Source organism: Haloquadratum walsbyi C23 (assembly GCF_000237865.1).
GTDB lineage: Archaea > Halobacteriota > Halobacteria > Halobacteriales > Haloferacaceae > Haloquadratum > Haloquadratum walsbyi.
This window is the reverse complement of sequence record NC_017459.1, coordinates 2,034,237-2,057,974: the sequence shown is the minus strand read 5'-3', so window position 1 is coordinate 2,057,974 and position 23,738 is coordinate 2,034,237. Positions and strand designations below refer to the sequence as shown.

Genomic DNA, 23,738 nt, shown 5'->3' with positions numbered 1-23,738 from the left:
ATGATGTGGATTGTTGAGGGTCATTAGAAAGGTTTCTGTTGTAGAGGTAAAACGACCCTACGTAACTGCTTCTATTACTTGGACCAGCTCTTCTCCTTGTCTTTTTGCAGAAAATTGCTCCGCTCGTCGCATCTGCGCCTCCGGATCGTGATTATCCAATGCTCTTTCTATCGCTTTCTGCCACGCCCCAACCGACTCAATATCGGAAACTATTTTCCCAGTCGTGTCGGTTACATCTGGCAACCCTCCTCGATCACTAACCACGCATGGAATCCCGCTAATCATTGGTTCCGCAGCAGCCCGCCCGAACGCTTCATTCCCCCGTGATGGAACAATAACAATATTCGCCTGTTTGTAAAACGATCGCATATCATCACACCAGCCCATATGCGTGAGGTTTGTAAGACGGTTAGCGCGTTGCTTAAGATCTGAGCCTCGATAAAGTCCTGCCGAAAGAAACTCTTCTGAGGGCATACTTTCGACAATATCAAGAAATATGTCCCCTCTCTTATGACGATTTCTTGGATTTACCATCGCTATGTATTCACCATCTCTCTCTCTTCTACTCTGTAATCGTCTGATGGGACTGGGGGATAGATAACTGATGGGTTGACACCAAAGTCTTCCTGAAGTCGTTTCAAAACATACTCGCTGTTCGCGATAACTCGGCTTGACTCCGCCATCCCACGCTGATATTCGGTGAAATTTTTCACAAAAAACGGGTACTGGACTTTGGCACCAAAATCACCCGTTTTGAAATTAGCGAGATAACCCTGATCGGGAGAATACTGCTCTTGCCCGGAGACCGCAAGATTACGGATAAAGAACAGCGACGGAATATCATATACATTCGCAGCATCGACGGCAGCAGTTGCGACATTGTTCATTCCGATCACAAGATCAAAATCGCTACTCAAATGTTGTTTAAGATACTCCCACCACCGTTTCCGCAGTTTATGTTGTGTTATCCAGAGCGCGGTGTGTCCCCGTATTTTCACGTTTGGAACATCTAACGAATAGTGCTCATAATCAAAATCGATTAGATCAATTTCCTCTGGATGATTCTTGAGTAAGTGCAGTTCGATTCCCACTTCTTCATTTAATCGGTTTAGCAGGACAGGCTGAGACATACTCCGGCCAGAGGGTGTCATAGAACAGTTCGCATACCAAAGAGCAGGGTGAACGCTGAGGTGGAATGAGTTCAGCGACCCTGCAAGATGATCCTTCGGTAGAATCGTTCTTCAATGTCGTGGAAACGGAGACGTTGGCATTGTTCGAGCATCTCTCCTTCGAGTTTCTTGAAGAGTTCGACGTGTTCGCCCCGACGAAGATGGGGCGAACACGAGATCTTGAACCGCCCGAAATGATGCGTGGCTTTCTCCATTGCTATTACAAGAACATCTACGGCATCCGTCCGGTTGCACGAGAACTGAACAACACCGTTGTCTGGCTCAGCTGTGGCTTCGATCGACCGCCGTCAAGAGACGCGGTCGATCGCTTTCTCACTGATCTTGAGCACGTCGTCGACCGGGTCTTCGACCATCTCGTCGAGCAGGTCGCCTAGTGATTAACGTAACTTCTGAATGAATTCGTTGAGATGATTTTCGATCCAGGAGCTTGCGAAACTCAGCTGGTCGGTCAATTTTGTGAAGATCTCATCGAGGAGGACGCGGTATTCAGCCGCGCCCTCCACGATCAGGGGCGACGATTCCCATTTGAGACTCTTCCAGATCGGCTCAATTGGGTTGAGGTGCGGTGAGCCGATCGGGAGAAAGACGAGGCGAGGTCGATCCCGAGTTCGTGGGCACGTTCTCGCGTATGTGCACAGACGTGCGATGAGAAATTATCTAAGATGAGCAGAATCCGTTGACCCGGATTCTGCTCGCGTATCCCCTCGAAACACACGCAGATCTGTTCTTTCTCCTGATTTGGCGGAAACTGGAGGACACTCTCACCGTTGAGTGCATAGAACCCGGCCGCTGGTGTATCAATTTTCACCAGCGGTCGGGTGATTGTTGGCTCAGTTACCGTGTAGAGCCGCTGGGAATTGTCCCACGGTTGTGGATGCGAAACATCGAAGAAACCGACGGTCGTACCACCGTCCGTTCGAACATCATCGTCGAGCGTCCATTCGTTGTCACTGTCGTCTTCAGGCTGTTTGTTGTGTGGTTCGTCTCCATCATCCTCAGTGAACGCGTCGGCAACGCGTTCGTCGAGAATTTCGTCAGCGTTCTCTGGTCGGTCTGGCCTCTCTGTACGCGGAATCGCGTACGAGAGACCGAGATCATCGAGAAGCCGTGGCAAATAATTCGGATGGAACTTGACGTCGAGCTCTTGATTGATGAGGTGCTGAATTTCCTGTTTCTTCCAGGGCTCACCCTCTGCAAGCAGATCAAGGAGCCGCTCTCGTTGCTTCTCATTGAGCTTCGGGGGCCGACCGCCCCCGAAGCTCGGTGTGAGAAGTCCGAGACCGCCCTTATTCCAGAGTGTGGTCCACCGACTCCCGGTTGATTGAGACATTCCAACATCGTCAGCTGCGTCTTCCAGCGTTGCACCCTTATCCAGCCGTTTGACGAAGGTGAGCCGCTTGCTCACCTTCTCGCTGTCAGTCTGTGTGAGCAAGCGGTCGAGATCGTCCTCGCTGAGATGTCGGACGATCTCTTTCTCTCGTCCAGTCATCACCCTACCCACGCAGAGTACACCTAAATCTTCTGTGAAGCACTATTGCGGGGGCCTGCTCGAGTTAACGTATTCTATCGATTCAACCGATGTGAGAGCAATGCCCGCCGATCCAGACGCATCGAAGTGCTCTGATCCAACCGATGACGAGTACTACTACGGCTACGGCTGCACGATCGTCTCGACCGGGCAAAAGATCCCGACTGCAGCCGAGTTCACCGAGAGCAAACAAGCACCAGAAGAGACGGCGATGTGCGTCACGCGTGACGCACTCGCCGTCGAGAAACCGATCTGGATGCTTGGAGACAGCGCTTACGACACGCTCGAGTGGCACGACCACCTGCTGACCGCAGGGGTCGTGCCAGTCGCTCCGTACAATCCACGAAACACCGACGACCCGAAAGACATCGAGTACAGGGTAGAGGACCGCATCGAAAAACACAGTAAGGACGTTCAGCTGAAGCAATCAACGCTAGACGAGACGTACAACCGCCGGAGTGGCGTCGAACGAACCAACGAATCAGTCAAGGGCTGCGGTCTCGGGCGAACGCACGCCCGAGACCGCGTCCATTCACGAGCACAGGTGTTCCTCGCGTTGTGTCTGCGCCTCGTCAGGAGTTCGGAACGACAGATTTTGTGCACGAGACGGGTGGCTAACCAGGCTTGGTTACCAGTGTTGAGAGGATGTCACAGAAGACACCCGAGTTCGAGCCGGTCATCAGGCGGCTCGAACGCCAAGCTGCCGAGTCGATATATAAAGACACCGATCTCCTCACCGTTGTCACTGAGTTCGCGTTTACTGATACGCCCGTTTCTGGCACGGCTGCAAAGGAATGGGAGGCGAAGTACGGCTATCGACCGATGGTATGCGCGTTCTACTGCAAGGAACTTGCGGGATTCATGACTACAGGACTCTACGAGTATCTTGCCGACGCCGAGCGTGCCTGCGCCCGCACGCTCGGCTTCGATCCCGAGCAATTCGCTCCTGACAAGACTGCTCCAGACCGAACTACACTTGGCCGCACATGGCGTGATCGCTTCTCTGACCGGCTCAAATCGTTCATTACACAGTCTGCACAGCGTATCCTTGCGGTTGCCCACGAAATGGGCAACCCGCTCGGAATGCGCGCACTCAAACCAACCAACAAGACCGACTGTTCGAACCGGACGGAGCGACGCTACGTCACCGAGAAGGCCAAGGATGTGACGGATGCACTCTGTCAGATTGTCTTTCCTGCAATCGATCTTCAGAGTTATCTCGGATTGACCGGCACAGCTGCCAATCAAGGCAGCCAGATGTTCGACGAAGAAACGACTCGCGAAGCGGGTGGACCCGCTGGTGATACGCATCTCCGGTATATCAAGCAACTCGACGTGATGGAGATCGCGTCGATGATCAATGGTGCAATTGGTGAGATGATTTGGGCTGCCGAGCAGTACTATTCGATAGATCGCCACGTCTGATGCTCCTGAAAACTTATTGAGGAATTCAATTCAAAATCTTGGCATAGAGTAGCTGCTGATACTGCTGTATAGGACCGATAGTTCAAAATGTTTCATGAAGTACTAGACGTGGCGATCGACATCACATACGTCGCGTACTACGGTAACCGCGATGAGTTCCAGATGAGCACCGGCGCTCCACCGAGCAAGTCTTATTCGTGGTGTTACAAGATGGCAACAATCTCGATCGTTGGTGAGGAAGTGAAATTTACGCTCGGGATGCGGCCGCTTCGCGGCTACATCCCTCGGAGCGTGCTCGTGGAACAACTGATCGATATAGCAAGCGATCATGTCTCGCTCGAGACAATGTATGCCGATGCTGAATTCGACAGCATCGGCGTCATTGACGCTCTCGAAGAGAAGGGCCTCTCGTACCTGATTCGCAAATCTTCGGACGACCGCGTTGATCGGTTTGTCGTCGACATGGATCACGATGTAGCGGTCAAGCAATCCCACGAGATGAAGAAGACGAGCGGGGGCGAATCTGTGACGGTCACCCCGACCCTGGTCGGGGTTCCCCCAACCCGGAAGGAAGATGAAACGGTGACGTTTATGACGAATCTCCAGGTGAGCGATAGCACGAAAGCAGCACGCGGGCGTACCCGCCGCATCATGGGGCGGTACGCTCGGAGGTGGGGGATTGAGAACAGCTACAAGTCAATCAAAGATTTCCTGGCATGGACGACATCACGGAATACGGCAGTACGAGTATTCTACTTCAGCTTTGTGGTGATTCTCTATGATATGTGGTTGGTGGTGGATCTGCTGGTACAGATCAGTCTCACCGTCAAGCAGCGACTGAAACCGCGTGTGCCTGCCCGGACGTTCCTGAATATCGTGCGCAAGGAGATGCCCGTGACGTAGGCGTTCCGCCGCGCCGGGCGGAACGCCGACTCGTGAGATACATCTCTCTGCAGTCCGGTCATTTTCGCCCCACTATTCGTCGAAATCAGTAGTTCGTTCGATTATTTCCCCAGGCAAAATGTAGTCCAATATTATTCCACCAATATATTGGTGATATTAACTACCACCCACCAGCAGTTGATGCACATTCCGAACTCCTGCCTCGTCGTCGCAATCACCAACTACGAACGAGGAGACAATCCGGGAAGTACCGTGATCACGGTGTGAGAACTCTTGTATAACACCCTCCGGCCAGTGTATGCACATGCGAGTTTCATATTTTGGTAGTGATTCATTCAGTAGGCCTCATCAAAACCCTTGGCTTCAGCTACGGTACTTCTCGATCAAAAAACGCAGTAATTAGTACTCCACTCTCCTGGCCAGTCAGAACCGAGGAGGTTTGCGCTTACAACTGGGCACTATTTGATGTAGTTAATAGCACACTCTGTCTGGCTGCACTCCCTATTGCCGGAAGTTCAATCATGGTTTATATTCATTCTCTCGTCAAATACTATCTATGATCATCGATCCCCGTGTTTTCAAAGACATATACCTCCCTCGGGAGTTGATACACCGCGAATCAGAGGTGGGTCAGCTCTCTCGTGCGTTTCAGCCGGCGGATGAGCGGATCTGCCCCACATAATGCGCTAATAAGCGGTCCTAGCGGTGTTGGGAAGACAGTTCTTTGCGCCACACACTCGATCGTCTCGAAGAGCGCGCCCCGGTCGCGCACGCCCACATCCGCAGCCTCGGCAAGAGCACCGGTGCGATTCTTCGCGAGGCTCTCCGACAGCATCCATCCGATGCCAGCGATCAGGTCTCTGGAAACACGCCCGTCGACGACGTCTCTCAGCATCTCCATAACACCGTGGAATATCCATTCGTCGGGATCCTTGACGAGGCCGACAATATCCACGACCACGACGTAATCAAGCGTCTCCACGCTGTTCCCCGGATATCGATTGTCGCGATCTGTCACGGCTGCAGTCATGTCTCGCTCGGATGCCGATGAACGGCAGCCACTTCTTCGACGGGGATCGCCACATCCAGCTCTAACGATACGGCACGGGTAAACTCGCAGATATCCTCGAGGCCCGCGCGAAGCAGGGTCTCGCGAAGGATCTCGTCACTCGGAAGCAACTCCGAACGATTGCGAACCACGTCGCCGGTGTCGCCCGGTTCGGGATCCAATCACTCCACGCAGCAGCGAAACTGGCAGTCGAACGCTCTCACGAGACGATTCGACCTGCGGACATTGGGGATTCGTACGATAGTGCGCTCCACCGCATCCGACAGTCGAATCTCAATTCCCTCCCGCTACACCATCACGTACTCTACGAGCTGATTCGCGTCGCTGGTGAAATCCCGGCTTCTGAACTACATTACCGATACGAAAATGCGGCTGAGCAGTTGTACGCCGAATACCCACAGACACCAACCGGAAAGCGATCGCGACGAAACAAACTGGTGAGGCTCCGTGAGTACGAGTTGATCAAGCACGAAAAGCCACCACAGAGTCGTGTCTACCGCGTGCTCGATAGTGAGTTAGAATCGGTCATAGACATCGATGAGACCCCGATGCGATAACCCTCAGCATAATTTTAATCAGCTTTTACATATCGTTCTGATTGCTGCTCGTAAGCTTGTATCACATTTTTTGCCCGGATAGCGTACAGTCCTCATGTTCTCTATCTGTGTCGAGGAATATCTTGTCGTTCGTCTCTGATTATTCTTCCAAATCGCCTTTGTCCATCAATAACTTGACGTATATTTCTTCAACTTCGGACACGAGACTGTCCCATGAATGATTATCTTTCACGTATTGTCTGGCATTTTCCCCAATCTGCTTGCGTTTTTTGGGATTTTGTATTACCGTTTTTATTCTCTCTCGGAGTGAATTTGGATCTCTCATCGAGACGAGATACCCATTAAGATCATCTTCGATTACTGTTGGCAGTCCGCCGCTATTTGTTGCAATTACCGGAAGACCCCAAGCCATCGCCTCTAATACGGCGTTCGGCATTCCTTCTCCTTCGACCGATGGAAGAACGAAGACTGCAGCTGAACTGTAATACCTGTCTACAGTATCCGGGGGAACTTCCCCTTCAAATGTTATGTCGCCCTCAGTATCGGTAGCAAGCGCTTCGAGTTGGCTCCGTTCGGACCCGTCCCCCACAATGGTAAGTTGTGTACCTAGACCGTCCAGTGCTTTGATCAGGTATTCGAGCCCTTTCTTCGGGGCGAGGCGACCGACGTAGAGGACCCCCTCCCCATAAGCAGTCTCGTCAGGAACCGACACCGCGTTACCCAGTACTTGGATATCGCAGTCGATATCCGAGAAGTCGGAGGTAACATCCTCGCGAATCTCCTCGGATTGTGCGAGGACGAGTGTATCGTTCAGGACGCGGCGCATCATCCAGCGTTTCCAGCATATATCGTTCATCAGATAATAGTCGCCGCCGCGAATCCAGGCGAAATAGGGGAGACCCGCGAGTTTGTTGACGACGTAGCCGAGAAAGCCCATAGGATAAATCATCATACACTGTAGTACATCGAATTCATTCTTTCGGCGGAGGAGGGTTAACAAAGCTACCACGAGGAAGGTGAAGTCGCTCACAAAGGGGGTTAGCTGCCAGTGCGGGACACGGGCGACCTCATAGGGAACGTCGCTGTCGTCGTGATCACCGCACTGCTTGGTAAAAACTGTAACATCGTGGTCTGCGTTGTGAAGTTCCGTCCCCATATTTTTGGTCTGGGTCTCCATACCTCCTATGATGTCCGGAGGGAAACTTCGGAGGACGATGGCAATTCTCATTCGAGTAATATTAGTATGAATTTTACTGTAGGCGTTTCTCTCGTACCATCCATCTACAGTAGTCAGTTCGATGGATACGGATTTCAATCACTCTTTTGCCTGAATAGCATACAGTTCAGCATACTCCCCATCTGTGCCGAGTAATTCCCGATGAGTGCCTGACTCAATGATTTTACCCGCATCGACGGTGTGAATACGATCCGCATTTTTCACCGTCGAAAGACGATGAGCGATGGCGATTATCCCGTAGTCCCGATCCATCGCCTCGATTGACCGCTGGACCTGCCGTTCGAGATTGGAGTCAAGATCACTTGTTGCCTCGTCCAGTACGAGAAAGTCTGCATCTTTGAGAAGGGCGCGAGCGAGTGCTACCCGTTGGCGCTGCCCACCAGAGAGGCGAACGCCGTCGTCGCCCAGCTGGGAGTCATACCCATTGGGTAATTCCTTTAGGAACTCATCGACCTTCGCGATCTCACAGACCTCTTCGACCTCCCGGCGGGTGGCGTCCCGATTGCCGATCGTGACGTTGACTTCGAGGGTGTCGTTGAAAATATAGGGTTGCTGGCGCACCACGGCGATTCGCTCACGCCACTGGTCGATATCGTATTCCTCAATCGAGGTGCCATCACCCCGGATATCACCCCCGTTAGGGTCATACAGTCGGACCAGAAGCGAGACGATTGTAGATTTGCCGGCACCGGACTGTCCGACGAAGGCCACGAACTCACCGCGCTCGACCTCGAAGGAGATGCCCTGGAGAACCGGTTCGTCAGGCTCGTAGGTGAAGTGAACGTCCTCGAACTCTATCTCGCTGACGGACTGAACTGGCTTCTCGCCGTCCGGCTCGATGTTTTCATTGAGCCGATAGAGGAACTCCTGGGTCCGAACGAGATGCGAGATGTTCCCTTCAAGATTATAGAAGAAGGTATTGAGTGAACTCATTCGTGGGGCTAACTGGAACATCGCGATGAGGAAGATACCGAGTTCGCCGAGTGAGAGTCCCGAGTACCTAAAGCCGACGTAGATGAGGACGAAGATGGTCAAGGCGGCGGCGAGCTGGTAGTAGTTCTGAATAGCGGCCTTGTTCCGGGTAATATCGACACTCGAAGTGGCGTACTGCTCGATCGACTCGCGAAACGATGAAAACACCTCATCTGAGAGCCCGAAGAGTTTGACGTCCCGGACACCCTGGGTACCAGCCTGAACCGCCTCTTGGACTTCTTCGTTTGCCTCGGCAACACGGTTACCTACTGTCACCGCAGGCTCGATGACGAAACGTAGCAGGATCGTGATCCCGCCAAGAAGGACAATAGCCAGTCCGGTCATCGTCGGCGTGATGTACACCATGACGCCCAGGTAAACTGAGACGAGGAAAACATACTCCATCGTCCGGACACCGTCGCGGATGACCCGACCGGAATACCGCGTTTCAGTAATGATGGCATTGAGCACGTCGTCCGATCCTTCCTCGTCGAAGTATCCGATCCGTGCGTCGAGTGCGCTCTTGAAGGCTCGGGTGCGAAGCGACTTTTCGTAGTGTTTCGCGAGGATAGCCCGCAGCCAGGCCACTAGGAAAGAGAACGTATATCGGATAATCATCACAAGTCCGACCCCGACAATCAGATAGCCAAGTGTGAACGGGAGTCCGACGAGTTCATAAACCGCCAGGAAGGCATCGAGCACGGGACCCCCGCCCTCGACGGCTCCCTCTGTCTGGGCGACTTCGAGAATCGGGTAAATGAACCCCAACCCGATGCCTTCAAGAACCGCTGCGAGACCGCCGAAGAGAACCAGACTGAGGGTGAACCTGGGGCGATAGGCTGCTACGCGACGGAGGGAAGCGATCTTTTGTCTCCACGAGAGTTCGTCAGCAGAGGTCATCGGACTAGCGAGAGTTGCCTGTCCGGGTGTATATCGATTGTGAAGTATACTCGTAATCTTGAAAACGAACTGATTCAAATCGTTCGGCGGGATTCTCGGTCCGCGTCGCCGAGACGTTTGTTGACGACTACGCCAATAGCGACGCTTACTTTGCCGAACATTGCTGCCGCAATCGAAGGCGGATCCAACTGCAAAGACAACAGCTATGAAAACACTGAGGGCTCCTGTAAACTCAAACACAGCACGCTCAGGTTCGTTACCCCCGATACGCTATATTTGTAATCGTCATCGGAGACGAGCGAGCGTGCTGCCACAGTGTTGGCGAATGTGCAACTGCAGCTGTTCATATATCACCTGACCGACGGGCTGGATCGACCCATCGACAAGCTGTGGAATCTCATAAAAAACGCACTGGTGAATCAGCCAAGAGATTGAGACAGGAGAAATGAAGTCATGATGGATTGTCGACTGCACTCGAGTCATCGAATGATCATTTTTGATACATTGTTCGTCAGAATTTATAGACAGTCTGAGCGACAATATCGATGCGTCTCTCATCGAACGACGGTTCAACGTCGATTGGATCGGTGACAGCATTTGGCGGCGAGAAAATTGGAATCAACAGGCGGAGCGAGACACTTGCGTGGGCGACGATTCCAACGAAATCAACTCTAGTAGTGTCAGTGGAATAGATGCTGTGATCGTAATCGTCTGTTGTACTCTATCTCACGTCGATTTGTGCTTCTTCGATTGAACCCACAACATCCAAGAAATATAACGCAAGACTCTACGGACTGATGACATCCTCAAATTCACTGTATGCGCACAGCTCCTGTGTTTCAAGATTCTGTCACCCCCCATTCGGTTGCTCAACAACATTTTCAATCTATTAGCATGTGCAGGTTGGTGGAAAATAGCTTTCGGCAGGTTAGGTTCAATACCACTCAAAGAGGATCTCCTCGTCAGCTGATTCGTCCTATAACACGGCATTTTCTGGAAAATCCACTCCGGTTTACTCACGATATCTTTCAATCTCGTCTTTTGTTCCCGCGATGCGGTCAACCAGTTCCAGTTTTGATACACTGTTGTTGATTCAGGCTGCTTCCTCAACCACGAGTGATGTTGGTGACCGTTTGTATAATATCGCCCGCTGATATGGCTGGGATGTTTCGGTCATAAACTCCTCACGACTTAGTTCAGCGAGGTGTTTCAACGCAGTTTTGCGACTGTATCAGCGGATGCTGCATCGTAAATATAGATAATCCTATATATTATACACACGTTTTCGTAGTATTATCTCCTCAGCTCATTCAGAAACTGTCTCCTTGGGACCCTCGTCTGTCATTATCATGTACTGTAAAAAGTATGAATATAATACTTTTACAGCTAATAACATATCCTTAGATCATTCTCAAAACTAGTCCAAGGAAGATGGTAACACCTATTCCCGTGTCCTCTCACATATTTCGTTATGCACATCCTCGTCACCGGCGGAGCAGGCTTCATTGGTGGTCACCTTGCGGACTTCTTCATCGACGCGAGTCACGATGTCACCGCACTCGATATTCTTGAACCGTTCTACGATCTTGGACTGAAAGAGCACAACATCGACGTTGCCCGGCAGCGAGCGACCGAAACCGATGGTAGCTACGAGTTCATCGAGGGCTCAACCACAGACACGAAACTCGTCAACGACATCGTCGAAGACATCGACGTCATCTACCATCAGGCTGCCCAAGCAGGCGTTCGAGCGAGCGTCGAGGAGCCGACAAAGGTTACCGAGTACAACATCAACGGTTCCCAGACGATTCTCGAAGCCGCACGCGAACACGATGTCACTCGTGTCGTCAATGCCTCGTCGTCATCGGTCTACGGCAAGCCAGAGTACCTCCCATATGATGAGGCCCACCCGAACGAGCCTGTCTCGCCGTACGGTGCCTCAAAACTCGCCGTCGAACACTACATGCGGGTCTACAACGAGGTCTACGGGCTCCCGGCAGTCTCCCTCCGCTATTTCACCGTCTATGGCCCACGTATGCGGCCGAACATGGCGATCAGTAACTTCGTCTCCCGATGTATGCGCGGCGAATCCCCAGAAATCTACGGTGACGGTACACAGACACGGGACTTCACATATATCGCCGATATCGTTGACGCCAATCACAGCCTGCTGACCGACGATAGTGCCGACGGGGAAACGATGAACATTGGCTCAACCGACAACATCGACATCACCACGCTCGCCGAGGTTGTCCGCGACGAGATCGATCCCACACTCAATATCGAGTATACCGAGGCTCGCGATGGCGACGCCGAACACACTCACGCAGATATCTCGAAAGCCACCGAATTAATTGGCTATGAGCCGAGCCGTGAGATCCGCGAAGGAGTAGGAGAATTTATTGAGTGGTACGAAGACAACCGCGAGTGGTACGAACCGCTTGTCGTCAGTTCATGATTAGTCGTCCGCAGAAGCCGACTGACCGGACTCAAACGCTGTTTCCTGTAGCCGCTCTTCAGCTTCATCTCGATCTTCTGGATAGCCGACGTCGATCCGCCAGCCCTCAAGCCCAATTGCGTCGATTGTCCGACCGCTTTGGATCAACAGATCGATGGCTTCGCTGATCTCGTACTCACCACGGTTCGATGGCTGGACGAGATGACAGGCGTGGAAAATTGCTGGCGTAAATGTATAGAATCCGGTCATTACGAGATTCGATGGTGGATCATCCGGTTTCTCGACGACATCGGTGATCTCGCCATACTTGTTGGTATCACAGACGCCGTACCGACTCGCCTCCCCCCACGGCACTTCCTCAACGAGGAACGCTGCATCGGCGCGATCCTCCCGCTGGCGACGAACGACATCGTTGAGGTTCGCTTGAAAGATGTTGTCGCCGAGCATCAACATAAAATCGTCGTCGATGTGCTCCTCGACGGAGAGCAATGCGTGAGCAAGTCCCCTCTGCTCGCGCTGGTGCGTGTAAGTAATCGGCACGCCCTCGTACTCATCGCCATATTGATCGATAATGCGTTCCTTGAGATAGCCGACAACAACAATGAGTTCGTCGGCTCCAAGCTCGACGAGCTGGTCGAAACAGTGCGTCAGAATCGGCTGGTCATCGACCTCGACCATTCCTTTGGGCTTGTCATCAGTCAGCGGTCGAAGCCGGGTTCCCTCGCCGGCGGCTAATACAACTGCATCCATTGTATTCCACTCGTTGGTATGCATTTGTATAATTCTTTATATGTAATCAATGCTGAAATCAATCAGATACCTACACTACCAAAACCAAATATTGGGACGTCGCGGTACATATGATTAACCGAATGGAAATTAGTATCATCGACAGCGACTATGTCGGGACGATCATCATAACCTGTTCCAACTGCGCTCCCGAGAACATATAAACGTGGTTTGGCAAGATGTGCAGCGAGCATGCCTCTCGATCAGTTCAGTCGATAATCACATACAACTCCTACTCTAATGTCCCGGTAACGTGTGAATAAAACCGGGTGTCGATACCAGGGTACCACACGAAATATTGGATGATACTGCATATGATATATATAATGATATCAAACAGAGCATGAATAATTCAATTCACAAGGCTTATTCACGCTTTCCGAATCATTCATTTCATAATGGGTTCGCGTAGTAAGACCGATAATAAAAGCGACCAATCCCTCCTTGATATACTCACAGACTGGTATCATCTTCCTGTACTCCTCCTCATCGTTGGCGCGATGTTCGCCATCCGAATGCAGACGTACTCAAACTTTATTCGCGACGGCGAGGTGTTCTTCTCTGGAAACGATGCGTGGTATCACTTCAGAGAGGTTATGTATATTACAGAGCATTGGCCCTCTCCAATTCCATTTGATGCATGGACAGGATTTCCATACGGTAAGTGGGTTGGTCAATTTGGAACGCTTTATGACCAGATTATTGCGACTGTTGCTCTCATATTAGGAGTCGGGTCACCAACACAGACACTGATTGGAGAAACACTATTGATTGCTCCGGCAGTTGCTGGGGCGCTCGCGGTTATTCCAGTGTTCTTTATTATCAAATCACTTTCCGGTCGCATTGCCGGAATATTCGGCGCTGTTGTGTTGATGTTACTCTCTGGTACATTCCTCAATCGAACTCTTGTGGGAGTCGCCGATCATAATGCGATTGAACCACTCATGTTGGCTATTGCTGTCTTCGGACTCGTGGTTGCTTTCCAGAAGGCGGAAGCGACAATGCCAGTGTGGGAAGTCGTTTATGAGGAGGTGTTTGACAATCATGACATTAATTCGATTGAAGAGTCTCTCAAATGGGGTCTCATCGGGGGGGTTCTCACAGGACTGTATCTCTGGACATGGCCGCCAGGAATTATCCTTGTCGGTATTGTCGGCGTCTTTACGATACTAAAGATCTCGAGCGATGTTGTTAATGAGCAAACCCCAGAACCCACCGCATTTGCAGTGGTCGTAATCATGATCGTCGTTGCTATTATGTCTCTCATTGCAATTGACCGGGTTTCGTTCGATACAACATCACTCTCATTGCTCCAACCTGTCGCTGCGGTTGGCGTTGCCAGTTCGGCTATTGCTCTGTCATGGCTTGCTCGTGTGTGGGAGCGACAAAGTATTGATACCTCACTGTACCCCGTAGCTGTCACAGGACTCGCGACCGTAGGGATAGCTGTTCTTTCCCTGCTTCAGGTCGGGTTAGTCGATCTTATTACCCGAAATCTTCTACGGATCGTTGGCTTTTCTGCGAGTGCGACAGCACGAACGGTTGGCGAGGCACAGCCATTCGTGTCACAGGGTTCGCTTCGACGATTTGGTGTTTCGATCCCCGGGCGCATTGCTGTCGAGTATGGACTGACGTTCTTTACCGGTCTTGCTGCCGCGTTCATAATTCACGCCAAGCCACTATTTAAGAAGGGAACACAGCAAGCCTACGCGTATCTCGGCGTTAGTATTTCAATTATCGGACTATTGTTCCTTGCAGGGTTCATTCCAGACGCACTTGAGACAGTGACCGGTCTTGACGAACAAGTTGCTGCTCTGCTGGTCGTCTCAGCAATCATTGGGGGTGCAACATTTCTCGCCTCATACGATACAGATAAGCTCTTCATCATTGTCTGGGCAGCATTTATAACAGGAATGGCATTCACGCAAGTCCGATTTAATTACTATCTTGCTATTGTCGTTGCTGTATTCAACGGGTATCTGTTCGGTCAATTACTCGGATATCTCGACCTCAAGCGCTCGCTTACATCGCTGAAGAACGATATTGATGGATATCAAGTCCTCGCTGTTGGTGCTGCAATCTTACTGATTCTGGGTCCTGGGCTTGCTGTCCCGATTAGCCTTGGAAATACGACGACATCTCCTGCATGGGAAGCCGCTCAAAACAATGGTCCCGGTGCAGTCACAGTCTGGGACGACTCACTCGAGTGGATGCAAGGCAATACCCCTGAAGAGGGCAACCTCGGTGGTGCTGGCAATGCCGACGAAATGAAACTGTATGGCACATACGAGTTCACAGACGACTTTGAGTATCCAGCGGGAACCTATGGTGTGCAGTCGTGGTGGGACTATGGTCACTGGATTACGACACAAAGTAACCGAATTCCGAATGCAAATCCATTCCAACAGGGAGCGACTTCTGCAGCAAACTTCCTCCTCTCACCAAATGAAACACAATCGCACACTGTGCTCAATGAACAGAGCACCGAAGGTAACCAGACACGGTATGTAATGGTTGATTGGCAGATGGCAACGCCTGGATCGAAGTTTGGTGCTCCAACCGTTTTCTATGATGCTGAGCCCAACGTCTCTCGGGACGATTTCCTTCGGACGGTGTATCAGTTCAATCAAGAGGGTCGATTCAGCGGAACTACATCCGTCCGAACAGACCGGTTCTACAACAGCACAATGACGCGGTTGTATTACTATCATGGAAGTGCCCGACAACCGTCACCAATTGTCGTTGACTGGGAAAACCGCCGTGTTCAGACGAACGATGGCGGAGATATCACAGTCGCTGCCAACCCTCGTGGAAATCAATCAACCGTGAGAACGTTCAATAGTATGCGAGAGGCAGAGGCATTCGTCGCGAATGACACCACTTCGCAACTCGGTGGATTCGGTGCATATCCAACACACCGCGTCGAGGCATTGGATCAGTATCGTCTTGTCCACGTGAATAATCAATCAGCATCACGGTCAATCCTCCGAACAACTTACCGAGGTGCACAAGCTGCCGGTATCAACCCACGGACGACAGTGCCGCCACAGCCATCATACGTCAAGACATTCGAACGTGTTCCCGGTGCGACGATTGAGGGGAGCAATGCACCTACCAACTCGACAGTGACCGCACAGGTTGAACTCACTATTCCGAATAAGAACTCAACATTCACCTACACACAACAGGCACAGACGACGGACACAGGGACGTTCAGTATGACTGTTCCATACTCAACAACAGAGTATGACGAATACGGTCCCGATAATGGATACACCGATATTAGCGTCCACGCGAATGACAGCTATACAATCTCATCTGCACCGTCATTCAATGAATCTGGATACGTCGTCAGTTATCAAGCGAATGTCTCTGTGCCAGAAGGGCTCGTCAACGGTGATGAATCAGGAGCAATTGATGTCGAACTTGATCGCAATGCACAGGAATTGAGTATCGGTGGATCCGGCTCCAGTTCTAGTTCCGAGTCTGACTCTTCTGAGTCTGATGCAGCAACGGATAACGGCGCGTCTGAGACTAGTGAGAGCGGTTCGACAGAGAGTGACAGTGATTCCACTGATTCGAGTTCAAATGCAGATTCGGACTCAACTGCAGGTGATGAGGGCGGATCCAGTTCAGATTCGGACTCAGACTCGCAGTCGTCACTCGACTCGCCTATTTCTAGTCCGAGCATGAAACGGGCAGGTTAGATACTACGACAGTAATTTTTGTTTTTGACACCCCGAACATAATCACATCTTATATTTGCAATTCGGTTACGTGGTCGCAGTCTCTGACGACATGCCGAGACAGATTTGCACCCACTAACTTACGCGATTGTATTCGCTAAATCAATAGCAGGTAATCATCATTCAGGATACGTACACGGCGATGACGATTTCCATACCACCCGCCTCTCAGAGTCTCCCGATTCCCAGACTCGTCAAAGTCGATACGCTCAAACAGGATGGGATTCATTTCATCGATAATGCATATCAGCATCGTCGGGAGTGGTTATGTTGGGACAACTGTCGCTGCCTGCTTTGCCGATCTCGGGCATACAGTGACCACCATCGATATTGATGACTCAATCGTCGCTGCTATCGAGGCTGGTGAGGCACCGATTCATGAGCCAGGACTGGATGAACTGGTCGCCGAGCACGGTGGGGATCGATTACGTGCAACAACAACGTATGATATCATCCCTGAGACCGACGTCACGATGCTTGCACTCCCAACACCGTCTCGCGATGACGGAAGCATTGACCTCCAGTATATGAAAGCTGGCGCGGAGTCAGTTGGTGAGGCACTCGCGAATCAGAATTCAACAGATACAGACACAGATACAGATACAGACCCGGACCCAGACCCCCATCTTATCCTCACAAAATCAACCGTGATTCCAACAACGACTGATGAGCAACTTGCGCCTGCCATTGCTCGCGATGGTCTTGCACGTACACAGGACTTTCTTGTCGGCTCAAATCCCGAGTTTCAGCGGGAGGGAAGCGCCGTCACTGACTTTCTTAATCCAGACAAACTCGTTTTTGGAACGGCTGATGAGCGCGCAACTGAATTATTGTATAAATTATATGACCCGCTTCGTGAGCGAGCGGATGATGAGATTCCAGTTGTCGAGACCGACGTCGCAGCAGCGGAGATGATTAAGTATGGAAACAACGCATTTCTTGCCAGTAAAGTCAGTCTGATTAATGATCTTGGAAACGTGTGCAAGGAATTCGGTGTTGACGCATATGAGGTCGCAGATGCAATTGGACTTGATGATCGGATTGGGGCACAATTCCTACGAAGCGGGGTTGGCTTTGGTGGAAGTTGTTTTCCAAAAGATACGAATGCTATCATCGCTGCGGCACAGGAACGCGGATATAATCCACCGATGCTCAATGCCACTCTCAGTGTGAATAATATCCAGCCTGAACGCTTACTCGAATTGCTTGCAAAACACACAGAGATCACTGATAATCGAATTGCCGTGCTTGGTCTTGCATTCAAACCTGGAACGGATGATATTCGTCATACCCGCGCTGCACCAGTCATTGACCAACTTCGCGACCACGGTGCGGATGTGGTTGCTTATGATCCGGTTGCAACCGAAAACATGCGTGAGAAATATCCTGACATTACCTACACTGAGACTGCTGCAGACGCACTTGCTGATGCACATGGAGCCGTTGTTGTCACCGGTTGGGATGAATTCGCGGCGCTTGATACAGAATTTGATACGATGGTGGATCCAGTCGTTATCGATGGTCGACGAATCATTGACCGTCGCGACGGAATCACATATGAAGGACTGACGTGGTGACTGAATCTTAAATATATATCTCCATACTTCACGTCATATTCTGGTATTCATCATGTACTGCTCACACGAAGATAATCTGGATTCAACGTATGAAAATACAAAACAAAAAACGAAAACGAAAACGAAAACGAAAACACGGAATGCCTGCCTATCAGACTCAATTGCATGGTGAATGACTCAGACGAGTCCTCGCTCATGCCATCGTGGCTCGTCGTTTATATTAAAGGAATCTGCATGGGAGCAGCAGATGCAGTCCCAGGTGTCTCTGGAGGAACAATTGCACTCATTGTTGGGATCTATGAACGACTGATCACTGCTGTCACCGCTGTTACACCACGCCGAATACGAGCTATTCTCTCAGCCCCTCATCCACACTACCGCGAAAGCGCACTCGCTGCTCTTCGCACAATCGACATTTGGTTTCTCATTGCACTCGGTGCAGGGATTCTTTCAGCGATTATTACAATCACACGTATTGTTCATGTCGGCATCGTCTCATACCCGGCAATAACATTCGGATTCTTTTTTGGACTTATCGCCGCCTCTGCATGGGTTCTCCGACAACCACTCACTATCGATACGCCTGGTCGGATTGTAGCGGCAGCAGGAGGGTTTCTTGTTGCGTTCATTGTCTCCGGGCAGGCTGCCACAGCACTCGGTCAAAGCCTCCCTGTGACGATACTCGCCGGTGCAGTCGCAGTCAGTGCAATGATTCTCCCCGGGATTTCGGGATCACTCTTGCTCGTTATTCTTGGACAGTACGAGTATATGACAGGGACACTCTCGATGTTCGTTGATGCCGGCGTCGCAGTACTTACTGGTGGGTCATTCGCCCCAGTTATAGAGACCGGGACAGTCGTCGTTGCGTTCGTCTCCGGGGCTGTGTTTGGATTATTCAGTATCGCGCATGCCGTTCGATGGGCGCTTGAGCGATATTATGAGGCGACATTTGCGTTTCTTGTTGCACTCATTGTTGGTGCACTTCGCGCACCAGTTGTTCGAGTCGGGACACGACTGAGCTCGGATGCCGGGACTGGTTGGACGCCGTCAACAATTGCTCTCTTCATCACCGCTGCGCTTGTCGGAGTATTTATTATCATTCTCTTAGAGCGCGCTGCTGGCATCGGTGATGTTGATATGAGAATTTAATATAATCTAATCTGTTTCTGAACTCACCGTTAAATAACGATACCTGCGAAACTCAATACAAAAATTATGCTATGAGATCTCACGCACAGCTATCCTGTGTGATAGATCTAAACAGAGGAATAGCAGTGACGATACCAGTAGCTGAAGAATACAATCGTTCGTGTAGAAGGAATCCGGACCGGGTTGTGGCAGGCACTCGCCGACCGATGATGTTCGATGCTGGCTGACAGATAATAGCCGGTCCGGGATTGTAAGCTATATTATGACAGTAGTCGACGAGGTATGATGGATATCGTGACGGCGTCATATCTCTCATGGATAGCCGTCGAATAGTAATACTGTCTTGTAATCACTCCCGTGTAACGGCGATATTTTGCACTGCGGTACTCCCACATGTCTGACAGTGACCATCAGCGCTAGTGAAGCGAGCTCCGCAGGATCGACACTCCTGTACCGATGATGTGGTGGCATACGGATCAATTGTCCCGTGATATATCACCATACTCGACACAATTTGATGCTATAATAAGAGTATTTCCCTGATGGAACACAATATGGACTATATCCATATGATTGCCTAATATTCTTGATGAGAGTAAAACATATGAAAGCTATCGACGACTAATATGAATGAATGTCTCAATTCGACTTGCAGCATTGACAGTTGTGAATCCAGCAGCCGTGAATTCCCGGACGGCGTCGGAAAGTTCATATCGCTCTGATCGTGGCGGACCGGATTCACCAGTCCCAGTTTTTGACCAATCGACAGTAACAACACGCCCCCCAGGACGAATAACGCGAGCCAACTCAGAAAGTGCGTCAGGTCCAGCGAACTCATGATATGTCATTGTCGAGAACGCAGCATCGAGTTCGTTCGACTCAAATGGAAGTGACGATGCCTCAGCGGTGACAAAAGAGATATTCTCTGGATGCCCCTTGGTACGGTATTTATCGTGCATTGCCGATTGCACATCAACAGCATAGACCAACTCTGCACAGGGGGCGACTGCATCGGTGTAGAATCCAGTCCCACTCCCAATATCGGCGATTACTGCGTCAGTATCAGTTGTTGGACCGACATCAAGCGCAGCGAGTAATTCTTCTCGTGAGCAGTATTCATATCGCTCTGGGTCCTCAAGCGCGTCTGCTCGTTCAACGTCAAAGGTGTGATGTCCCATGTAACAGTCTTGTGCGGTATGCGGAAAACACTGCTGTATTAGTATATCACGCTTGGTTTTGAGTATCTATTCCATATCTAACATTCGCCTGAAAGCCCAATACACATAATCTAAAATTCATAATTATCGATATATATATACATTATCACAAATGAGTAATCTACTCAATTCACCCGGACTGACTTTGAAGCGTTCTATTTTCACTTCATCACCAACCAGAAATGCCATACGGTAAGTTTATATTAGACAGTCTATATAGTACGATTTGAACTGTCGGTACACGACACCGTATGACATACCGTCTGATAATTTCGGGCACTGTCGAATAAGGACGGACATTCATCACCTACATCTTCAGCCACATCATGAGAGTTATGACCTCACCTATCGACACTCCGGATGAGCGAGTCTGTGAACGCTGCGGTCGAATCGAGCATTGGAATAATGACGCGATTACATGGAACGTCGCTGAACAGGATGAGAATCCTGCTATTGGAAGCGTCTACTGTATTCATGAATGGGATATCAATGGAGCGTTTGTCCCTGTCTCGGATGTAGATGGAGACGTAGACGTAGACGCGAAAGCCTAACCAGATATTGTAAATAGTATATATTTTGATGGTCTAAGTATATATTCATCACGCAATCGATATACAATCACTATAATTGATATATTCGTGATTATCAGTTTATTTTATAATTTCCTACGACGTCTCACTATTCTCAATCCGATCAAGGACTGATGCGGTCCCATCAAAGTATGAGTTCTCCAGTACTTCATCAGCAGCCCGCTGAGCGGCGTCATCGGCATTTTTCACGGCGTATGACCGACCAGCCACTGCAAATGTCGAGACGTCATTTTCGCTGTCACCAATAGCAACAAATGAGTCAGGATCAAGCTCCAATGTCTCACAAACGGCTTTGAGTCCATCGCCCTTCTCGACGCCTGGTGTTTTAAGATGATATGCATAGCCTGTATCGATGACTGTCAGATCAAACTCCGCGGCAACCTCACGAAGCAATTCTTCATCGGCTGAAAGATCAACAGCAATCTCGGTCTCACGCCATTTATTCACATCGTCAAAGCCACCCCATCCAAGATCACCACCACGTTCCTCAAACACACTAGCGGCTGCCTGTGCTCGTTCACTATCCCCTTGATATGAGACCGTCTCATCAGCAAGAACGACACCACCATTCTCCGCAATCACCGTCTGCTCAATCCCAAGAAAATGACAAAGAGCCACTGGATAGGGGAACGACTTGCCAGTCGCAAGAACAATCGGTGCATCCCACGACTGGAGATATACTGAAACACGTGGGTCTAATCGCCCTGGTGCATCGGTGAGTGTCCCATCGATATCAAGCACAAGTGGCGGAACTGTCGCGTCCGCGTCAGTAGACATATACTGTCGAAAAGAGTCTCATCAACAAAGAAACACCGCTTAAGTACCATTCTGCGATATGTCTCAATCAATTAACAATACTGACGATCTCAATGGTTCACATACTGAAATGAAGATCCTGTAAATCGATTCGTTGACTCAGATGTAGACCCGAATCTTTCCTTAATCTGCGGCGGATTCTGCAGGCGTGGCTGTAGTCACAATATCTCGATCAGTCGGATTGACTGCATCAAATTCATCGATTAGTGCATCAAGTTGTGCTGGGTCATCCGAAGCATGTAATGGCCGCTCATCGGTTTCACACGACGCATCAACACCAAGTCTCGCACAGATTTGATCACTTGCTGCCTCTGCCATCTGTCGATATGTGGTGAGTTTCCCACCAACAACTGAAATAAGATTTGCCGGTTCGTTGCGTTCAGCATGATTGATGACAAAGAAGCCACGTGAGATACCACGACCATCATCGCGCTCATCTTCATCAGGCTCATATAATGGTCGAACACCCCACCAGGTTCGGACTTCTGGAGCGTCTGTAATATCCGGGATCAATTCCGCACATTCATCAACAGATCGCTCGACCTCCCAGTCAGCTTCCTCATAATCATCTGGATCTTCAACTGCAACGCTTGTTGTCCCAAGTACGACTTCACCATCGTGTGGGACGATAATATCACCATCATCAGGGTCACGACATCGATTCAAAACTGGGTCAAGCCCATCATATTCAACTGAGATCATCACTCCACGCGTTGGTTGCATTGAGACATCGACACCAAGATCCTCACCCATTACCTCTGCCCATGCACCGGTAGCGTTGACAATTTGTGTTGCTTCAACGGTATCGTTAATCTCACCTCCGACGTGTAATTCTGTTATCTCTCCATTAGCAGTCGTGACCGACTCAACAGGGGTATGTGTATGAATTGATGCACCGTGTTCACGAGCGTCTGCAGCATTGGCAACAACAAGTCGTGATGGGTAGATCACCCCATCAGGGACGGTAAATGCCCGTTCAACATCCTCAGTTAGCCCGGGAACGCGTTCGTGTGCCTCCTCAGCACTAATTGTTTCAGTCGGAATATCAAGTTCATTACAGGCTTCGAGTTTTTCCTCGAAGTATGCAGGATCATCTGACTCAAGTTGAACGAATAATCCTCCAGTCTCACGGATACATCCCTCAGCGATATCCCTAAGAATTCGACTTTCGCGGATGCATTCCTCAGCACCAATTGGGTCAGACTCTGCGTATCGACCACCACTATGTAATAATCCATGCGAGCGCCCGGAGGTGCCTCCGCCAAGTCCGCCACGCTCAAAGAGTGATACATCAACGCCACGAAGTGCGAGATCACGAGCAATTCCAGCACCAGTCGCTCCGCCGCCGATTATTGCAACATCTGTTTGGATCGTCATACTTGGTAATAGGTCCCACTGGAAATACAATTAACGATTATGTTATCCAATCTCTCGTCATATGTCAATTCACCCGCGAAGTATGAATGCAATATTCTGTATTATGATTGCGTTTGCCCATGAAATCACGATTGTCTTGACATAATATAGTTGATATTGGATAATATACGAGAGCTCTCCACAAGCAGTGTACGTGAAATAAGATACACATGTCTTAGATTAGCAATGGTCGCTGAGA

The 23,738-nt window shown here is 50.3% G+C and carries 17 protein-coding genes and 5 pseudogenes; 11 read left to right on the top strand and 11 right to left on the bottom strand.

The window, feature by feature from the left end; genetic code table 11:
* Positions 1-57: 57 nt before the first annotated feature.
* Positions 58-534, bottom strand: coding sequence for a glycosyltransferase (locus HQRW_RS09020; RefSeq protein WP_049891906.1), 477 nt, complete (start codon positions 532-534; stop codon positions 58-60).
* A 2-nt stretch (positions 535-536) separates the two neighbouring features.
* Complete coding sequence (locus tag HQRW_RS09015; RefSeq protein WP_158307748.1) at positions 537-1,130, bottom strand: glycosyltransferase family protein; 594 nt, start codon at positions 1,128-1,130, stop codon at positions 537-539.
* A gap of 65 nt (positions 1,131-1,195) precedes the next feature.
* Here HQRW_RS09015 and HQRW_RS09010 point away from each other — a divergent pair.
* Positions 1,196-1,561, top strand: a pseudogene (locus HQRW_RS09010) (IS5/IS1182 family transposase); the annotation flags it as partial.
* 6 nt (positions 1,562-1,567) lie between these two features.
* On the opposite strand, the pseudogene HQRW_RS09005 reads toward HQRW_RS09010, so the two are convergent.
* Positions 1,568-2,679, bottom strand: a pseudogene (locus tag HQRW_RS09005) (IS630 family transposase).
* Positions 2,680-2,731: 52 nt separating this feature from the next.
* Between HQRW_RS09005 and HQRW_RS15095 the strand changes: the two are divergent.
* The 3 pseudogenes from HQRW_RS15095 to HQRW_RS08990 all read left to right on the top strand — a co-directional run.
* Positions 2,732-3,292: pseudogene (locus HQRW_RS15095) on the top strand (transposase); the annotation flags it as partial.
* Positions 3,293-3,363: 71 nt separating this feature from the next.
* Positions 3,364-4,140: pseudogene (locus tag HQRW_RS08995) on the top strand (ISNCY-like element ISHwa15 family transposase); the annotation flags it as partial.
* Positions 4,141-4,248: 108 nt separating this feature from the next.
* Positions 4,249-5,046, top strand: a pseudogene (locus HQRW_RS08990) (ISNCY-like element ISHwa15 family transposase); the annotation flags it as partial.
* A 619-nt stretch (positions 5,047-5,665) separates the two neighbouring features.
* Here HQRW_RS08990 and HQRW_RS08985 read toward each other — a convergent pair.
* The gene (locus HQRW_RS08985) at positions 5,666-6,028 is read right to left on the bottom strand and encodes a hypothetical protein (RefSeq protein ID WP_149031545.1); all 363 of its coding nucleotides are present in this window, start codon (positions 6,026-6,028) and stop codon (positions 5,666-5,668) included.
* 140 nt (positions 6,029-6,168) lie between these two features.
* Between HQRW_RS08985 and HQRW_RS16960 the strand changes: the two genes are divergently transcribed.
* Positions 6,169-6,672, top strand: a complete 504-nt coding sequence (locus tag HQRW_RS16960) for a Cdc6/Cdc18 family protein (protein WP_394324575.1) — start codon at positions 6,169-6,171, stop codon at positions 6,670-6,672.
* 139 nt (positions 6,673-6,811) lie between these two features.
* Here HQRW_RS16960 and HQRW_RS08980 read toward each other — a convergent pair whose 3' ends face one another.
* Both HQRW_RS08980 and HQRW_RS08975 read right to left on the bottom strand, forming a co-directional pair.
* Positions 6,812-7,900 (bottom strand): glycosyltransferase family 4 protein, encoded by a 1,089-nt coding sequence (locus HQRW_RS08980; RefSeq protein WP_014556343.1) that lies wholly within the window; start codon positions 7,898-7,900, stop codon positions 6,812-6,814.
* 87 nt (positions 7,901-7,987) lie between these two features.
* The gene (locus HQRW_RS08975) at positions 7,988-9,781 is read right to left on the bottom strand and encodes an ABC transporter ATP-binding protein (protein ID WP_014556342.1); all 1,794 of its coding nucleotides are present in this window, start codon (positions 9,779-9,781) and stop codon (positions 7,988-7,990) included.
* A gap of 545 nt (positions 9,782-10,326) precedes the next feature.
* On the opposite strand from HQRW_RS08975, the gene HQRW_RS15865 reads away from it, so the two are divergent.
* Together HQRW_RS15865 and HQRW_RS08970 are read left to right on the top strand one after the other, a co-directional pair.
* On the top strand, positions 10,327-10,473 hold the full coding sequence (locus HQRW_RS15865) for a hypothetical protein (protein ID WP_158307747.1): 147 nt from the start codon (positions 10,327-10,329) through the stop codon (positions 10,471-10,473).
* A 779-nt stretch (positions 10,474-11,252) separates the two neighbouring features.
* Positions 11,253-12,239: a GDP-mannose 4,6-dehydratase gene (locus tag HQRW_RS08970; RefSeq protein ID WP_014556341.1), complete on the top strand. Its 987-nt coding sequence runs from the start codon at positions 11,253-11,255 to the stop codon at positions 12,237-12,239.
* On the opposite strand, the gene aglF is transcribed toward HQRW_RS08970, so the two are convergent.
* A complete protein-coding gene (gene aglF, locus HQRW_RS08965) occupies positions 12,240-12,989 on the bottom strand; it encodes a UTP--glucose-1-phosphate uridylyltransferase AglF (RefSeq protein ID WP_014556340.1) in 750 nt (249 codons plus the stop codon).
* Between the two features lie 437 nt (positions 12,990-13,426).
* On the opposite strand from aglF, the gene HQRW_RS08960 reads away from it, so the two are divergent.
* The 3 genes from HQRW_RS08960 to HQRW_RS08950 all read left to right on the top strand — a co-directional run bounded on the left by HQRW_RS08960 (position 13,427) and on the right by HQRW_RS08950 (position 19,500).
* Positions 13,427-16,735, top strand: coding sequence for an oligosaccharyl transferase, archaeosortase A system-associated (locus tag HQRW_RS08960; protein ID WP_014556339.1), 3,309 nt, complete (start codon positions 13,427-13,429; stop codon positions 16,733-16,735).
* A gap of 278 nt (positions 16,736-17,013) precedes the next feature.
* The gene (gene aglM / locus HQRW_RS08955) at positions 17,014-18,351 is read left to right on the top strand and encodes a UDP-glucose 6-dehydrogenase AglM (RefSeq protein ID WP_014556338.1); all 1,338 of its coding nucleotides are present in this window, start codon (positions 17,014-17,016) and stop codon (positions 18,349-18,351) included.
* Positions 18,352-18,516: 165 nt separating this feature from the next.
* On the top strand, positions 18,517-19,500 hold the full coding sequence (locus HQRW_RS08950; protein ID WP_014556337.1) for a DUF368 domain-containing protein: 984 nt from the start codon (positions 18,517-18,519) through the stop codon (positions 19,498-19,500).
* 349 nt (positions 19,501-19,849) lie between these two features.
* Here the strand turns inward: HQRW_RS08950 and HQRW_RS17170 are convergent, their stop codons facing one another.
* Both HQRW_RS17170 and HQRW_RS08945 read right to left on the bottom strand, forming a co-directional pair.
* The gene (locus HQRW_RS17170; RefSeq protein ID WP_014556336.1) at positions 19,850-20,002 is read right to left on the bottom strand and encodes a DUF7129 domain-containing putative zinc-binding protein; all 153 of its coding nucleotides are present in this window, start codon (positions 20,000-20,002) and stop codon (positions 19,850-19,852) included.
* A gap of 109 nt (positions 20,003-20,111) precedes the next feature.
* The gene (locus HQRW_RS08945) at positions 20,112-20,678 is read right to left on the bottom strand and encodes a class I SAM-dependent methyltransferase (protein WP_014556335.1); all 567 of its coding nucleotides are present in this window, start codon (positions 20,676-20,678) and stop codon (positions 20,112-20,114) included.
* A 374-nt stretch (positions 20,679-21,052) separates the two neighbouring features.
* Here HQRW_RS08945 and HQRW_RS08940 point away from each other — a divergent pair, with 374 nt between their 5' ends.
* Positions 21,053-21,268: an HEWD family protein gene (locus HQRW_RS08940; RefSeq protein WP_014556334.1), complete on the top strand. Its 216-nt coding sequence runs from the start codon at positions 21,053-21,055 to the stop codon at positions 21,266-21,268.
* Positions 21,269-21,382: 114 nt separating this feature from the next.
* Here the strand turns inward: HQRW_RS08940 and HQRW_RS08935 are convergent, their stop codons facing one another.
* On the bottom strand, positions 21,383-22,084 hold the full coding sequence (locus tag HQRW_RS08935; RefSeq protein ID WP_014556333.1) for an HAD-IIB family hydrolase: 702 nt from the start codon (positions 22,082-22,084) through the stop codon (positions 21,383-21,385).
* A 162-nt stretch (positions 22,085-22,246) separates the two neighbouring features.
* Positions 22,247-23,500 (bottom strand): FAD-dependent oxidoreductase, encoded by a 1,254-nt coding sequence (locus HQRW_RS08930; RefSeq protein WP_014556332.1) that lies wholly within the window; start codon positions 23,498-23,500, stop codon positions 22,247-22,249.
* Positions 23,501-23,738 lie beyond the last annotated feature (238 nt).

Excerpts from the sequence above, each read along its gene's own strand:
- HQRW_RS17170 (WP_014556336.1), bottom strand. The coding sequence starts at position 20,002 with ATGGTGATATATCACGGGACAATTGATCCGTATGCCACCACATCATCG.
- HQRW_RS09015 (WP_158307748.1), bottom strand. The coding sequence starts at position 1,130 with ATGTCTCAGCCTGTCCTGCTAAACCGATTAAATGAAGAAGTGGGAATC.
- HQRW_RS09020 (WP_049891906.1), bottom strand. The coding sequence starts at position 534 with ATGGTAAATCCAAGAAATCGTCATAAGAGAGGGGACATATTTCTTGAT.
- HQRW_RS08930 (WP_014556332.1), bottom strand. The coding sequence starts at position 23,500 with ATGACGATCCAAACAGATGTTGCAATAATCGGCGGCGGAGCGACTGGT.
- HQRW_RS08975 (WP_014556342.1), bottom strand. The coding sequence starts at position 9,781 with ATGACCTCTGCTGACGAACTCTCGTGGAGACAAAAGATCGCTTCCCTC.
- HQRW_RS08945 (WP_014556335.1), bottom strand. The coding sequence starts at position 20,678 with ATGGGACATCACACCTTTGACGTTGAACGAGCAGACGCGCTTGAGGAC.
- HQRW_RS08980 (WP_014556343.1), bottom strand. The coding sequence starts at position 7,900 with ATGAGAATTGCCATCGTCCTCCGAAGTTTCCCTCCGGACATCATAGGA.
- HQRW_RS08960 (WP_014556339.1), top strand. The coding sequence starts at position 13,427 with ATGGGTTCGCGTAGTAAGACCGATAATAAAAGCGACCAATCCCTCCTT.
- aglF (WP_014556340.1), bottom strand. The coding sequence starts at position 12,989 with ATGGATGCAGTTGTATTAGCCGCCGGCGAGGGAACCCGGCTTCGACCG.
- HQRW_RS08950 (WP_014556337.1), top strand. The coding sequence starts at position 18,517 with ATGGTGAATGACTCAGACGAGTCCTCGCTCATGCCATCGTGGCTCGTC.
- aglM (WP_014556338.1), top strand. The coding sequence starts at position 17,014 with ATGCATATCAGCATCGTCGGGAGTGGTTATGTTGGGACAACTGTCGCT.
- HQRW_RS15865 (WP_158307747.1), top strand. The coding sequence starts at position 10,327 with ATGCGTCTCTCATCGAACGACGGTTCAACGTCGATTGGATCGGTGACA.
- HQRW_RS08935 (WP_014556333.1), bottom strand. The coding sequence starts at position 22,084 with ATGTCTACTGACGCGGACGCGACAGTTCCGCCACTTGTGCTTGATATC.
- HQRW_RS08970 (WP_014556341.1), top strand. The coding sequence starts at position 11,253 with ATGCACATCCTCGTCACCGGCGGAGCAGGCTTCATTGGTGGTCACCTT.
- HQRW_RS08940 (WP_014556334.1), top strand. The coding sequence starts at position 21,053 with ATGACCTCACCTATCGACACTCCGGATGAGCGAGTCTGTGAACGCTGC.